Below are 15,955 nucleotides of genomic sequence, written 5' to 3'. Positions count from 1 at the left end.
CTCCTTTGCTTATAATCATGAATGTCATGCATCTACTATAATAGACAGGATGACTCCTAAAAAAGTTTTAACATAGTCTTCAAAAAAATCCAGATACAGCCTTTCTGCCATATCCGGACTTCTGCTAAAATATACATATTACCTGTTCTGCCTATGCTCTTATCCTATAATTGTCTTGATTTCCGTCTCACTCATATCGGTTACATCCATGATCTGCTCTAAGGAATAGCCTTTCTTATGCATTTTCAGGATAACCTCCGATTTTCCAATAGTCTTGCCCCGTGCTTCGCCTATTTTTTCGCCCTCTGACCTGCCAGCGACCATGCCAGCAGCTCTACCAGCGGCTTCGCCCTTTGCATATCCCATTTCTTCTACGCCTTCACTCAGATTACACATGACTTTCACCTCATCTCTAATACCATTTCTGTCTACCGGTATGTCATACTCCTGTTTCATAAGCTTCAACTTTTGTTCTGCCGTCATTGTCTGCGATAGTAACGCTCCCAGCAATCGATGCAGTTCATATTGTTCTTCCTTTGGTGGAATCTCCTTTGCCAGACCGATCATCACGATGTTAGGGATATCCAGATTGCCTTTCCAATCCTGTTCGCCAAGTAAATCATCTTTTACCATATGAATATGACTCAGACTGTTCTCTTTCATATTCATACAGATCCAGATGGAATACACCTGTTTGATCTCATTATAATCAGAACCTATAAATTCCCGCTCTTTCTGGGATGACACCAGTCTTGCCGTATAGAAGATTGCCCGATTTAAGATATGATACTTCGTCGGTTCATTCTTCTGGGCTTCCAGATTGATGATCATTTTCGCCAGTCCATCCCGCATCCGAACATAGAAGATAATATCAAAATATATCTTTCCCTCATCAATTTCGGAACTTTCTGTATTCAGTCCGACAATCCGTTCACCGGTTCTGGCATCCACCGTTTCTTTGTTCGTTAATCCCGGTTCTACCGGAACCTGGCTGATATACGGTTCACCTTCAATCAATGACGCAACCGTATCTGCATCCATACCTTTAAATTCTTCTACTACCCTGATCAGTATATGCGCCAATATGATCTTCTGTCCAAGCAAGCGCTTGGCACTGGCATCATACTGTGCTTTCTGATCAGTAGCCTTGGAGGAATATACAATTTCGTTATCCATATTTCATCTCCTTTCCCGATAAAACAGAATAACATGCATATTTTAGCTTTGTATATTGCCTCCGTCTCTCCAAGTTTGATTGTAACGGATATCAGAAAGGAAAACAAGTTTATAATTATTTATCAATATTTCGCAAAATCATTTAATAAACTTGTCGCAGCCTGTGGATTTCTCTTTTTTTCAATCAAATATTGAATAATCTTCTCCAACTCCTCCGCTGCATCAATCGTAATAAAAATCTTATATGCCATATTTTGTCCTCATATCTGCCACAAATGCATCTGCGTCTATACATGTTCCCTGCTCTGCGTGTTTCCTCGCATCTTCCAGTCTTTTCAGTACATCTTCTTCGGACATACTTTGATATATGTTGTTACTTCTTTTAATCTCAAATGGAAATCCATTTGCGGCTACTGCCTGTGTCAAAAAGATTCTTATCGCTGTCGTAGTATCTGTTCCCAAATCCTTGAACAAACTATCTGATTTTCTTTTTAATTCATCGTCTACTCTAACCTGAATTGTACTTGCCATATAGCGCCTCCTTCACTCTTGCTGTTGTATTGCATTTGTATTGATATATCAATATATTGTATTACTTTTATATGTTTATATTACAATATCAAATATAAAAAAACAATATTAATGATAATTTCATTACAAAATTCAAAATAAATACAATTTTTTGGAAAATAAAAATGTTATAACGAAACAATACCAGATACAAATATATACTTTGTATCTGGCATTTATATTCTTTAAACTATATTCTATTCTGTCTTACAGGCTCATGCCACCGTCTACACGGATAACCTGTCCTGTAATGTAAGATGCCTTGTCGGATGCAAGGAATGCTGCTGTCTCAGCGATATCTGATACCTCACCCAGTCTCTTAACTGTGATGTGGTCGAGCATCGCATCCTTCATCTTATCTGACATTGCGTCTGTCATATCTGTCTTGATGAATCCCGGTGCGATCGCATTTGCTGTTACACCACGGCTGCCAAGCTCCTTTGCTACAGACTTCGTCATGCCGATGATTCCGGCTTTGGATGCAGCATAGTTGATCTGTCCTGCATTTCCCTCAATGCCGACTACGGATGACATGTTGATGATCCTGCCGTACTTCTGCTTCATCATCGGTCTGTATACATGCTTGATACAGTTAAATGCACCCTTCAGGTTGATATTGATAACCTGATCGAAATCTTCTTCCTTCATACCGAGCATGATATTATCTTTTGTAATACCGGCATTGTTTACGAGGATATCAACTCTGCCATACTGCTCTAGTGCGAACTTGATAAGTCCCTCTGCTTCTGCAAAATCAGCTACATTTGCCTTATAAGCAACTGCTTCTCCGCCAGCTTCCTTGATCTCTGCTACGAGACTGTTTGCACGTTCCTCTGAGCCATTATAATTGACAACTACCTTTGCGCCATATCCTGCAAATGTCTTTGCAATGGCTCTGCCGATACCACGTCCGGCACCTGTTACGACTGCTACTTTATCCTTAAGCATTCAGTTCCTCCAATTTCTTCAGATCATCAACCGTTGCGATGTTGATGCATTTCATTTCCTTGTTGATCTTTCTCATGAAGCCGGACAGAGTCTTTCCAGGTCCAACCTCTACAAATGTATCTACGCCGTCTGCGATCATAGCTTCGATACTCTGCTGCCATCTGACAGATGAATATACCTGACGCATCAGTAAAGTCTTAACCTCTGAAGCATCTGTTACATAACATGCATCAGCATTACATACATACGGAAGGAAATCGTCTGCAATCTCTACATCTCTTAAGTATGCATATAACTTTTCACCGGCCGGTTCCAGCATCTTGGAATGGAATGGGCCGCTGACATTTAACTTGATCACTCTCTTGGCTCCTGCTGCCTGAAGGGCTTCACATGCCTTGTCGAGAGCTTCTGTCTCACCGGAAATAACGATCTGTCCGGGGCAGTTATAATTTGCGATCTGGACATTACCCGGTGTCTCTTCACAAACCTTCGCGATCACATCTGCATCTGTAGCGATTACAGCTGCCATAGCACCCTGACCAAGCGGAACTTCATTCTGCATCAGGATACCACGCTGTCTTACGGTACGAATCGCATCCGGAAGCTTCATAGCTCCACAAGCTGTAAGTGCGCTGTACTCACCAAGTGACAGACCTGCGAATACATCTGCCTTCAAACCTGCATTCTTTACATGCTCATAGATAGCAAGTTCTGCTGCTACCATAGCAGGCTGTGTATATTCTGTCTTGTTGATATCTTCATTTTCCTCAAAGCAGATCTTCTTCAGATCAATGTCAAGCACACTGTCTGCTGTATCGATTACTGCCTTGCTGTCTTCAAAACTGTCATAGAAATCCTTAGCCATGCCTACATACTGTGCGCCCTGGCCAGGGAAAATAACTGCTGTTTTACCCATTTTCTCACCTGTCTATTCTTTATATTTACTGACAACGGCCGAACATCATTCACTCTTTGACTGTCGCCATCGTCTGTTCCTCTATACTAAAAGAAGCAGCCAGTCTGTCATCCACCAACCTGCGCTGGGCAAATCTGGTATATAGACATCTTCGCTGCCTCTTGTCTGCTTCTGATGTGAATTATTCTTCTACACCTTTGCTCTTAAGATAGTTAAGTACGTCTTCGAATGTAGCAACGTCTTCAAGCTCCTCAGCAGGGATCTCAACGTCGAATTCATCTTCCATCTTCATTACTATCTCATATAAATCTAATGAATCTACTCCTAAATCATCTTTGAAGTTAGTATCAAGCTGCATCTCATCCTGTGATACTCCTAACTGCTCTTCGAAAATAGCTTTTACCTTATCGAACATATTAATAATTCCTCCTAAATATAGTAAATGTTTATCTCACTGCCCCGCGGACGATTATAATATAACGCATGGATACAGTAAAGTCAACAAAATACTGTTCCGTTTTTTTCCTTTTTTTCTATCTGTTTCTGACAGCATCTAACGGCTGCAGTTTCGATGCAAATCTCGCAGGAAAATATCCGGCACATATCGCAAGCAGAATCGCTCCGACAACGGCTCCGGCTGCAAGCTCCCATGGGATCATTGCAATCTGCGTTCCCTTTGCCAGATCGAACATTTTAATAGCGATCTTATCTACGATACCCTTAAAACCATACGATAAAAGCACTCCTATGATACCGCCCGCCGCTCCGATGATTCCTGCCTCTGTAAGGAACAGGAGCTGCAGTTCATCCGGGTCGCAACCAAGAACCTTTAATACACCGATCTCATTGATCCGGTCAAATACCGATGTTGTCATGGTATTGCTGATTCCGATCACCGCTACGATCAGTGCGATCGCTCCGATACCACCCAGTAAAAGCTGTACCATCTTCAGATATTTCTGTATCGTATCCAGATACTCTTTCTCATTTTCCGTCGTATACCCCATATCCTGAAGCTTCTTCACGATAGAATCGACATGATCGATATTATCAACAGTCACAACCGCTCCGGAATATACGAAATCCTTGTACGGATTTCCATTTGCATCAAGCGGCTGTCCCGGCAGCGTTCCCCCACTGGATACTCTGCCTAAAAAGCTCTTTAACACATCCAGATCGCAGTAAATGCTCTGTGAGTCTCTGTTATATGTATCTTCTCCACTGTCAATAACCGCTCCGACTTCTATCTTTACCGGTGTCATCTCCTGTGAATCCCAGAAGGACAGATCCACTTTTTTTCCGATCCATGTCTCTGCTTTTTTCTTCTCTGTCACATCATAGGTCTGCTCCGTTTCCGAATTATAGAATAAGGATGTGACCTTATTTCCCATAATAAGCACCGGCTTCACGCTCGATGTTGTCTGCTTTGACATCTTTGTATACTTAAGCTTCGCAAGCTCCGACTGTGGAATACCGGTAATCGCACCATCATAAGAATATTTTCCATTTGTGATGGTCACATACATCTCATAGGTCGGATATACGGAACTGACATATTCAAGCTCCTGAAAAGTTTTCACGGTCTGATCCATGATCATCCGGTCTTTGTGCTTGCCGCCGGTTGCTCCGGTCACCTGAATCCGGCAAATACTTTCACTATCCACCATGGTATTGATCATTACCTGTCGTACGCCGATACCGACTGCAAGCAGGGTCACAACAGAGATCACACCAATCACAACTCCAAGTATAGTTAGAAAGGTTCTGGTTTTTCGTCTTTTCATATTCATCAAACATAAATGACTGATCCAACCCATTTAGAACTCCTCCAATATCTCTTTCTTCCTCTTTCTTCTGCGGATAATCCAGATAACAATAAGTGCTGCAACAACCACAGCAACAACGATCTCTATGATCATCTTACTGTAATCTTTCTTCTGTACATCCTTTACCTTTTCAATATCTGTATAGACAGGTGCATTTACGCTGATTGAGAAATTTTCTTCCAGTGTTGTTACATTTCCTGACTTATCTTCATATGTAACGATAAGCTTACCCATCTCACCGCCGGTGCCTGTCGTCTTCGTTGTGTTTGCAAGTATATCGATCGAGCCATTCTTACCCGGTTCGATATTGCCGATATAGATATCACCTTCAGATGTAAATCTTGTATCGATCTTTGCCTTTACGTTATAGAGGGTAGATGCTCCCAGATTGCTGACACTTCCCATGATCTCGATAGAATCTCCGAGTGTCACATCTGACTCTGCATATACGCCTGTGATCTCACCGCGCTGTTTGATCGTGACCGGCAGATAGATCGTATCTGTCACGGTATATGGATTGCCATAGCGATCTTCATACTCATCTGTCACTGTCAGCTTATAAGCCTTTTCTTCCAGATTGGCTGCTGCCTGCATCGGGAACTCAAATGTATAAGTCTCTCCGCCTTCCAGACTTGCCAGATATCCGGTTCCGGCTCCGGATGCCGGAATCAGTTCGCCTCCCTCGGAAGCGACTGCCATTTTCAGATTACTGATCTTTTTATCTGCGGTATTCTTGATCGTAACCTCAAGTGTAAAGGTTCCGCCTGCCACCACTTCATTCTCTTTGATCTTATAATCGGTTACCATAACCTTTGGCTCCGCTGCTGATACAAAAGCTATCGTGTCCTTATATCCAAATACAGCAAGGAATCCAAGTACACATGCCATACAGATTGTTAGTATTCGTTTCATCTCTACATCTCCTCTCCTTCTGATATCTTTCCATCCGTGATCCTCACGATACGGTCTGCCTCTCTCGCCAGATCGATATTATGTGTGATAAGTACCAGTGTCTGATCCAGCTTCTTAACAGAATCCTGAAGCAGAGTGATAACTTCATTTCCGTTTTTGGAGTCAAGTGCTCCGGTAGGCTCATCGGCAAGAATCAATGCCGGGCGATTTGCCAGTGCTCTTGCGATCGCTGCACGCTGCTGCTGTCCACCAGATAACTGGTTTGGAAGATGCTTCCGTCTGTCCTTCAGACCTAACATCTCTATGATATGATCGATGTAATCGCGATCCGGCTTTCTGTGATCAAGCAGGATCGGCATCTTGATATTTTCCTCTACTGTCAGTACCGGGATCAGATGATATGCCTGAAATACAAATCCGATCTTTCTTCTACGGAAGACTGACATCTCCTCATCGGTCAGTCTTGTAATATCCTTTCCGTCTACGATGACATTTCCCTCATTTGGAGTATCCACACCACCCATAACATGAAGCAGGGTGGATTTACCGGAACCGGATGCACCGACAACCGCCACGATCTCGCCCTTATTCACTGTCAGGTTCACATCATCAAGCGCCCATACTCTGGTATTTCCTTCTCCGTATATCTTTGTTACATGTTCCATTTTTACGATTTCCATAGCGTACCCTCTTTCCTCTGCCTTTCCCGCAGATCTTTCTATCTATAATTTTTATCTATATATTTATTGCATTTCTGTTTTTTAACCTTGTAATACAGCAACTCCGTTTCACCTTTCATCTGCTGTATCAAACTTACCTTTCACGCCTACTCTTCAAGCTTCAGATCTTCTACCATGCTACCGGAAGATCTCTGATCCCCAGCCAGATGCTTCCGCAGATGATCAGACCGGATGCCACAAGCCCGACTCCAAATGCCCACCAGGCAATGGACTTTCCTGCCTCGATCACCATATTAAGATACATGAATACTCCATACGATAACCCGATACCTATAATAAAGCCGAGTACATTGGCTACCACTGTCGTCATAACCCCCTCTAACATAACGGTTTTCAACAGGCGCTTTCTGGACATTCCGATGACACGGAGCTGTGCGAATTCTTTTCGTCTCAGATGCAGATTTCCGGCTGTCGTATTCACAATATTTACTGAACTTAATACAAAGATGAACAATACCGCTGCGATTGCATACCGGACAAAGCTTTTCAGGTATACACAGAGCTGCATAGACTCTCCATATAAGGAATCACCGATATAGGAAAGCATATCTGTTACAGAGCTGGCTGATACACTGTCCAGATTGACCTTATATTTCATTCCGGCAATGTCATTTTCTCCATATCCGGTCAGATCGAAATAATCATTCTGGCGCATATAGATCTGACGGTCTGCAGTCTCACCAAATACCTGTGTGCCAAGATCCAGAATACCTTCTACCTTATAGGTCTTGTAGTGTCCCTCTGCGATCAGCTGATCTCTGATCTGCTCATATTCCACATACTCCTGGCGCATAGCCGTTCTTCCTTCTGCATTTTCTATTTCGCCACTGTCTTGTGTCGTTCCTGCTTCCTTCTGCAGTTTTTCAAATTCCTGCTCGATCCTCTCCTTTGCTTTCAGACATTCCTTCTGATACAGAGCAAAATCGACTAACTGAACGGTATCACCCAGTTCAAAATGATAAGTCTCAAAATGATAGATCTTGTCATATAAGGTATCAGCCTCATCCCCATAGGCATCTCCATCCAGATCCCAACTGTTAAAGCTTCCTCCCGCCACAACCAGAATACCATTCTCTGACAGCTCCGTTGTTCCCGCTGTCAGATATTTTGTAAGATGATTCAGATCTGAATCATCGCATCCGATCACATCGGTACTGTTTACCATAGTTTCCGCTACACTTCTGGTAACTTCCGGATCCTTATCATCAGATGCCTCTCCTGTTCCATTTAACTTATCCATATAGACACCGTAATAATGTCCCATCGTAACCTTGGTTCGAAATTCATCTGTGATCTTTCCTGTATAAGAATCCGTATCTACCAGATCGGCCTTGCAGCCATATACCTTCTTCGATTCTTCTACACTGTTATTCCGTGACAATTCCCGGAATACCTCTACAGATGGCAAGGTGCTCTGCGCTTCCTCCAGACTCGTTATAGCGGATGAATATGATGTCAGATTGATCTGATAATCTCCAAACTTTTCATCTGTAGACTTCCAGTATTTCCGAAGCTGTCCCCAACAGCTGCAGATCAATACGATCGCCGAAATGCTAAACACCATAGCGGTTACTGTCTTTATAAATCTTCCTTTGTTTCGAAGAACACTCTTTCTGGCATATGATCCTTCAATTCCAAATATCTTTCCCATCAGTCCGCCGCCATGACGACGAAGCTTTTCTTTCTTGATCCTGTATTCACCACGAACCGCACTGACCGGCGTCATCTTCGTTACCAGCTTGGCATTCTCACGCATTACAAAATACATATCTCCCAGATAAGTGATCAGGATCGGTATCATCGGAATGATATGGAAGCCTGCGCTTATCTTAAATATAAATCCAAGGATCATGCTGACAATTCCACCCATCACAATGCCGGCAAGCAGTCCGGCTATCTCAAGCATAGCTCCCATCCGATAGATAATGCCGCTTAGCTGTCCTTTCGTCGCTCCGATACATCGTAAGATTCCATAGTCTTTCACCTGCTCTAATGTGAACATCTGGATCGTATTTCTGATAACTCCGACTGCAAAGATTGCAAATATATATGCAATCAGCAGAACCACGATCAATATAACGGCAAATCCTTCCTCCATGTCCTGCAGATACCAAGTGGAAAGATTCCAGTTAAGTTCTGCATCCACCCCATAATCTTCTATCATCTCGTTCATGATCTTAGCCATCCTGTAAGGATGTCCGGTATTTACATACAATGCATTGTCGTATACCTTTTCTACATATTTGCCATCCGTTCCGTTCACTGTCTCCCACTCACTCACCGCATATTTTCCTGTATATGCCTGTGTGACCCGATCATCCGACGCAATCTGTGATAAAGTTTTCTGATCATCCGTCAGGAACACGATCTCATAGTCCGCTTCCTTTCTTACATTCTTTTGCTGCTGCAGCATATAAGAATAGAAAATGTTCAATCCCGCATACAATACGATCACTGTGATCATTACACCGATGATCGTGATCACACACCGCTTTTTGCTGGCTTTCAGATAATATGCTGCAAGTTTCTTATAGTCTGTCATTTCTCACCTATTCTTTTTATTTCACACCGATAACTTTGGCCTTTCTTCATCATTATCGTTTTTTATTCCTCAAGCTTCAGGTCATCCACAATATCAACCGGAAGATCCCTAAGTGATACATAGATGCTTCCACAAATTACCAATGCAGATGTGGCAAACCCGACTCCAAATGCCCACCAGGCAATGGTCGGTTTTATATATAAAAGCATGCTGAGATATTCATAGATATATATTGTAAATATCGTACCGAATAAAAATCCAAGAATATTCGATAAGGCAGTTGCCATCACTCCCTCTAACATGACCGTATGGATCAACCTCTTTCTGGACATTCCAAGTACCCGGAGCTGCGCCAGTTCTTTTCGCCTCATATGCAGATTTCCTGCTGTGGTATTAATGATATTCACTGAACTTAATATAAATATAAAGGCAGCAAACGCCAACGCATACCGCATTACATTTCTGGCATAGGCATATCCATACAAAACATCCGTAAGATCAGACGATAGCATGTCAAAATAGGATATCGGCACACTGTCAAGATCGATCGCATACTTTACTCCCGTCATATCCTGTTCATCAAATCCGGTCAGATCGAAATAAGAATCTCTTTTCATATAGATATCAGCCCATTCCGGAATTATCTGATCTCCAAAATCCAGAACACCCTGAACCGTATAAGTCCGATAATATCCTTCCACAATGAGTTCCTGCCGGATGCGTTCAGCGATCACATACTGTTCCAGTCCGGTCGATCTTCCCTCTTTTGTTGCCCGTTCTTCCGAAACATATTCGCCATCTGCATCTTTCTCAGAACTGACCAAAACACTTTCCGCCATCATTTTTTCATAAGCGTCCTGATATCGTTTTTTATACTCCCTGTAATCGACCAGTTGGATCGTATCACCTACCTGCAGATCATATGTATCAAAATGCTTTCCCAGATCATACAACGTCACTCCGTCATCATAGCTTCCGGAATAATCCATTACGCTTCCTCCGCCAACAACCAGAATACCATCGTCATCCAGCGCCGCAGTTCCACTCTCTATAAACCCGGACAGATAGTCCAGATCATTCTGATCACAACCTTCAATGCTTATAAATGAACTATCCAGACTGTCAACAGCCTTTTCATATTCTACATCATCTTTCTCGCTGTATTCCTTTGTATTCCGCTCTCTCCATCTCTGCATCATTGCTTCGATGCCACTTCCCAAACTCGTCTGTTCTGCATAATCTTTGTTAAGCTTGCCATAATAGGTTTCGGGATCTACCAGATTTCCTCTGGCACTATATACCATTTTTGTTTCTGTTACATAGTAATGCAAAGAATTCTCTTTGATCTCTTCAACAGAGGGCAAATATTCACCCTGTATCGATTCCACATCACTAAATATGCTGGCAGGCGATTGGTATTGGTTTTCTTCCAGATACCTGCCATACATATCATCAATATTCTTTTTCGTATCACGAACCATACCCCAGGTACTCAGACATATAACAGTCGCAGTTATGCTGAGCATCATAGCAGTTACCGTCTTTGCAAACCGCCCGCTGTTCCGCAATACGCTTTTCCTTGCATAGGCTCCTTCAATACCGAACAGCCGTCCCATCAGACCATTGCCACGGATCTTGATCTTCTCCTTTTTGATCCGGTACTCTCCACGGACTGCACTGACCGGTGACATCTTCGTTACAATCTTTGAACACTCCTGCATTACAAAATACAGATCCCCAAGATATGCGATCAGTATCGGAATAACCGGGCCGATATGGAATCCAACATCTACATTCTTTAAAAAGCCAAGGATCACACTGACGAATGTTCCGAGCAGTACACCGGCTGCAATGCCTGTCAGTTCCATGCCCGCTCCCATCCTGTATATGATCCGGTTCAACTGTCCTTTGGTTGCTCCGATGCACCGCAGGATTCCATAATCCTTTACCTGCTCTAACGTGAACATCTGAACCGTATTTCTGATCATTCCGACAGCAAAGATTGCAAAGATATAAGCAACCAACAGAACAAGGATCAATACAACACCAAGCAGACCATCTGAATCCTGAAGATATAACACAGCCAATTCATTATTCAGCCTTGCATCCACTCCGTAATCCGCTTTCATGGCCTCCATGACCGACTCCATCTGATAAGGATGTCTGATATTCACATATAAAGCATTTTTATAATTTACTTCTACAAATCTTTCTTCATCACTGACATATTCTTCACCGGAATACGCCCCGCTATATGCCTGAAGTACCCGGTCATCTGCTGCGATCTGCGCTAATCTGTCTGTATCTTCTGACAAAAAAACGATCTCATAGTCTGCTTCTTTCCTCACTTCCTGCCGTGTCTGAAGCACATACGAATATCCAAAATTCAATGCTGTATATAGCACCGCCACTGTGATCATCACCCCAACGATCGTAACGATACATCGCCTTTTACCTGCTTTTAGATAATAAAGTGCAAGTTTTTTATAATCTGTCATTCATTACCTCCCCGTGATATATATAAAAAAAAGATAGATACCTCTTCGTTGTATCTATCTTCTCACTTCTATCTTACATTCCCGTGAATATCTGTGTATTCTTTTCTTACAATATTGTAAGAAAGAGATAATTTCCTACATCAATTCCCATCACCATAGTATTTTCTGTTATTGCTTCACATTAATTTCTTTAGAATTCTTTTTAGAATCAGCTTAATCTATATGTACAAATGTAATGATAAACCAGGTATATGCTCCTTCTTCACTCCGCACCGTGATCTTGCCGCCCATTCCTTCTACGATAGATTTTGTAAGGGATAAGCCGATTCCGACACTGTTCGGATTCACATCATGGTGTACACGGTAGAATCGTTTAAATATATTTCCGAGATCCTTCTCTGCGATTCCCATTCCATGATCCTTGACATAGATCCTGGTAAAGACCGGATTGTGTTCTACCTCAACCGTGATCTCTGTCTTCTCCGGTGAGTAGTCTGATGCATTCTTCAAAAGATTGATGATCGCCTCTACGAGCCAGTCTCCGTCACAGACCAGCTTCCTGCCATCCTCACAGATTACATGAACCTCCTGTTCCCTGCTCTCCGTCAGATAGGTTACGCTGTCTCTTGCCTGTAATAATAACAGCTTCAGATCACATTCTTTTCGGTCAAACTGGATTGCTCCCGCCTCGATCCGGGCAAGCTTTAAAAGAGATAATACCATCCATTCCATTCTGGTAAGCTGATTTTTTGATTCGTTAAGCACCCGCATCCGTTTTTCTTCATCTGTAAAGGAATCATCTAACAGCAGATCGATGAATACATTTAAGGATGCCAGCGGTGTCTTAAGCTGATGAGAGATATCTGACATGATATCACGTAAGAATACTTTCTCTGACATTTCCCGCTCTTTGCTTTCTTTTAAAAATGTCACCATCTTATAAAAGTTCGTATATAAGATTCCGATCGTGCCCTGCATGTATTCTTCCTCCGGTAGCTCATCTTCTCCCTGAAGCACACGAAGCATCTCATCCGACACATGCTCAATCTCCCGATAAGTATGGTCGATCTCCCGATAACTGATGAAAAACAGAATTACAAGCCCAACCGCTAACATCAGCAAAATAACTGCAATTCTCCTTTCATCGCCACCGAACAGGAACCGTATACCGATTCCAACCACTGCCAGCAATATTACAGCCAGGATCACAAATCGTTGTATGAACCGTTTTCTCTCAAAATCACTTTTCAAGACTTTAGTTTCCTCTTTTAAACATCTCTTCCCACATTTACAAGAACCATAGCTGACATCTTCGGCACCTTCATATAAAGCATATTATGCTCTACTTTGTAGTCACAGGTTTCCAGACTGTAGCCTTCTTCATTTGTAAGCATCACTCTGCGCATGATCTCATGGTTCTTGACCCCGATCCGTCTGACATGCAGCTTCACATCGATGTCTTCATAATTTGTATTCAGGATCACAACCAGTTGCTCCGTATCTGTGAAACGTCCATATGCGATAATCTTATGTGCTCCATGCAAGAACATAACCGAGCCACGGATCAGAGCCTCATAGTTCTTATGGATACAGATCATGTCTTTATGGAACCGGATCAGTTCCATATCTTCTCTGCCCCACGGATACGTTCTACGGTTATCCGGGTCAGTCCAGCCACAAAGTCCTGCTTCATCTCCATAGTAGATCGTCGGAGCTCCCGGCCAGGTCATCTGGAATACAACGCCCTGACGGAATATACTCTTATCGATACCCTCATTTGCCGCCTGCGGCCCCATCGTATGCGTACGTCCGACTCTCCGGTTTGTACGGGTTAAGAATCTGGAATGATCGTGGTTTGATAATTCATTCATTGCAATCTCAAGGGATGGACGCTGGAATCTCGCCATATGATAATTCATGGCTCCCATAAATGTATCCGGATTACCCAACAGATCACCACGGAACTCATCACTGTGTTTCTCAACACCAGTCAGAAACCAGGTAATCGGCTCCATAAATGCATCATAGTTCATAACGGTATCCCACTGATCGCCCTTTAACCAAGGCTTTGGATCTCCATAATGCTCTGCCAGTACAATTGCATTTGGATTTGCCTCTTTGACTGCGTTACGGAACATTCTCCAGAACTTATGATTATATTCCTCCGAATGTCCGAGATCTGCTGCAACATCCAGTCGCCAGCCATCCACGTTATATGGAGGGGACACCCATTTCTTTGCTATATTCAAAATATATTCCACCAGTTTTGGGGAATCTTCATAGTTCAGCTTTGGAAGTGTATCATGCCCCCACCAACCATCGTAGGTGGTATTATACGGCCATACCTCTTCGTTATAAAACTTAAAGAATGACTTATACGGACTGCTCCAGGATACATATGCTCCCTTCTCGTAGCCTTCCTGATTCTCATAGATACACTCACGATCCATCCATTTGTTGAAGGAACCGCAATGGTTAAATACACCATCTAAGATAACACGCATACCACGGCTGTGAATCTCCTCCACCAGTTCTGCAAAAAACTGATTGCTGGCTTCCAGATTCCGTTTGTCGGTTACACGGCTGATATATTTTGTTGCTCTTTTATTCTCTTTTACGCCATCCGGCAGGCATTCGCCCTCGTCCACAACGATCTTTCCGAAATGCGGATCAATATAATCATAATCCTGAATATCGTATTTGTGGTTGGATGGTGATACAAATAACGGATTAAAATAGATAACATCTACGCCCAGATCCTGCAGATAATCTAACTTATCCTTAACACCCTGAAGATCTCCGCCATAGAAACGTCCGACATCCATATTTGCCGGATATTCATACCAGTCCTTCACCTGTCTGGTAGGACTGTCGATGTAGCAGTATTCGTTGTCCAGTACATCGTTCGATGGATCTCCATTACAGAAACGATCCACATAGATCTGATAAAAGACAGCTCCCTTTGCCCAATCCGGTACATCAAAGCCCGGACAGATTTCAAAGTTATAGTCCGGATTCACATTCTTCTGTACACCGATCCTATTATAATAACAGGTCACACAGCCCGAATGGACCTCAAAATAATAGGATATATATTTCTCTCCGGCGGGGATCACCGCCGTATAGTAATCAAATAAATCATCGGATTCTTCAACAGACATGACGAGTTCCTCGCCATTGTAGATCAAATAAACTTCATCGGCATTATCTGCACATGTTCGAAATCTAACCTTCACCTGGTCATTGATTCCAGGCTCCTGCGGTATTCTGTAGTATTCAGAACCATCGGAAAACAATCCCCCTACATTGATAACCGGCTTCAGATCATATATATAATCATGAATTCTTTCTGCGTTCGTGTATTTGTCGGACATTCAAAACTCTCCCTTTCGTTTATGCCTTTTCATTCTAATACTTTTTTAATAAATAGACAACCTTTTTATGCTGACAACCAATGGCAAAACTAAGCCCCACAGCATCCTCCGCCGCTCCCCGGGGGTCTGCCCCTGTTATAAATACCATTGCGAGGCTTTCGTTATGAACTGCACATTGTCAGTAAATACGGGTGCTTGTTTGAGCCGAAGGCGAGTTAGCACAGGAGTATTTACGAATCAGACATGTGCAGTGAATAGAAAACGTAGCAAGGTATTTATAACAGGGGCAGACCCCCGGGGAGCGGTGGAGGATGCTGTGGGGCTTTTTTATTCAGATGGTCGCATAAAAGGGTTGTCCTTTCACCGAAGCAAAATAAAAGAGACAGTCAACGCACGACTGCCTCTTTTGGAGAAGGTATTTTGTTACTTATGGGGTGTAGCCAAAACTATATA

The 15,955-nt window shown here is 42.8% G+C and carries 13 protein-coding genes; all 13 read right to left on the bottom strand.

Annotated elements, in window-relative coordinates; translation table 11 throughout:
- Positions 1–159 precede the first annotated feature (159 nt).
- Positions 160–1,176: an Rpn family recombination-promoting nuclease/putative transposase gene (locus DXA07_RS02155; RefSeq protein WP_243015400.1), complete on the bottom strand. Its 1,017-nt coding sequence runs from the start codon at positions 1,174–1,176 to the stop codon at positions 160–162.
- Between the two features lie 122 nt (positions 1,177–1,298).
- Positions 1,299–1,427 carry a hypothetical protein gene (locus DXA07_RS13660; protein ID WP_264293251.1) on the bottom strand — a complete coding sequence of 43 codons (129 nt, stop codon included), beginning with the start codon at positions 1,425–1,427 and terminating at the stop codon, positions 1,299–1,301.
- On the bottom strand, positions 1,417–1,707 hold the full coding sequence (locus DXA07_RS02150) for a type II toxin-antitoxin system RelB/DinJ family antitoxin (RefSeq protein ID WP_118483180.1): 291 nt from the start codon (positions 1,705–1,707) through the stop codon (positions 1,417–1,419). The genes DXA07_RS13660 and DXA07_RS02150 overlap by 11 nt, the downstream gene beginning before the upstream one ends.
- A 246-nt stretch (positions 1,708–1,953) precedes the next feature.
- Positions 1,954–2,694, bottom strand: coding sequence for a 3-oxoacyl-[acyl-carrier-protein] reductase (fabG, locus tag DXA07_RS02145; RefSeq protein ID WP_118483178.1), 741 nt, complete (start codon positions 2,692–2,694; stop codon positions 1,954–1,956).
- Positions 2,687–3,610, bottom strand: coding sequence for an ACP S-malonyltransferase (gene fabD / locus DXA07_RS02140; RefSeq protein ID WP_118483176.1), 924 nt, complete (start codon positions 3,608–3,610; stop codon positions 2,687–2,689). The genes fabG and fabD overlap by 8 nt, the downstream gene beginning before the upstream one ends.
- A gap of 181 nt (positions 3,611–3,791) precedes the next feature.
- Positions 3,792–4,025 carry an acyl carrier protein gene (gene acpP / locus DXA07_RS02135; RefSeq protein ID WP_008402591.1) on the bottom strand — a complete coding sequence of 78 codons (234 nt, stop codon included), beginning with the start codon at positions 4,023–4,025 and terminating at the stop codon, positions 3,792–3,794.
- A gap of 118 nt (positions 4,026–4,143) precedes the next feature.
- Positions 4,144–5,427 (bottom strand): FtsX-like permease family protein, encoded by a 1,284-nt coding sequence (locus tag DXA07_RS02130; RefSeq protein WP_118483174.1) that lies wholly within the window; start codon positions 5,425–5,427, stop codon positions 4,144–4,146.
- A complete protein-coding gene (locus DXA07_RS02125) occupies positions 5,428–6,348 on the bottom strand; it encodes a hypothetical protein (RefSeq protein WP_243013850.1) in 921 nt (306 codons plus the stop codon). It abuts the gene before it with no gap.
- A gap of 2 nt (positions 6,349–6,350) precedes the next feature.
- Positions 6,351–7,028, bottom strand: coding sequence for an ABC transporter ATP-binding protein (locus tag DXA07_RS02120; RefSeq protein ID WP_008402588.1), 678 nt, complete (start codon positions 7,026–7,028; stop codon positions 6,351–6,353).
- Positions 7,029–7,197: 169 nt separating this feature from the next.
- Positions 7,198–9,630: an ABC transporter permease gene (locus tag DXA07_RS02115; RefSeq protein ID WP_243015399.1), complete on the bottom strand. Its 2,433-nt coding sequence runs from the start codon at positions 9,628–9,630 to the stop codon at positions 7,198–7,200.
- Positions 9,631–9,692: 62 nt separating this feature from the next.
- Positions 9,693–12,128 carry an ABC transporter permease gene (locus tag DXA07_RS02110; RefSeq protein WP_118483172.1) on the bottom strand — a complete coding sequence of 812 codons (2,436 nt, stop codon included), beginning with the start codon at positions 12,126–12,128 and terminating at the stop codon, positions 9,693–9,695.
- Between the two features lie 213 nt (positions 12,129–12,341).
- Positions 12,342–13,379 carry a HAMP domain-containing sensor histidine kinase gene (locus DXA07_RS02105; protein ID WP_118483170.1) on the bottom strand — a complete coding sequence of 346 codons (1,038 nt, stop codon included), beginning with the start codon at positions 13,377–13,379 and terminating at the stop codon, positions 12,342–12,344.
- 17 nt (positions 13,380–13,396) lie between these two features.
- Positions 13,397–15,502 carry a glycoside hydrolase family 13 protein gene (locus DXA07_RS02100; RefSeq protein WP_021944614.1) on the bottom strand — a complete coding sequence of 702 codons (2,106 nt, stop codon included), beginning with the start codon at positions 15,500–15,502 and terminating at the stop codon, positions 13,397–13,399.
- Between the last annotated feature and the right edge of the window lie 453 nt (positions 15,503–15,955).

The organism is Clostridium sp. AM54-37XD, assembly GCF_003478225.1.
GTDB lineage: Bacteria > Bacillota > Clostridia > Lachnospirales > Lachnospiraceae > Coprococcus > Coprococcus ammoniilyticus.
The sequence above is the reverse complement of the archived record's forward strand: the minus strand, read 5'-3'. Positions and strand labels throughout refer to the sequence as shown.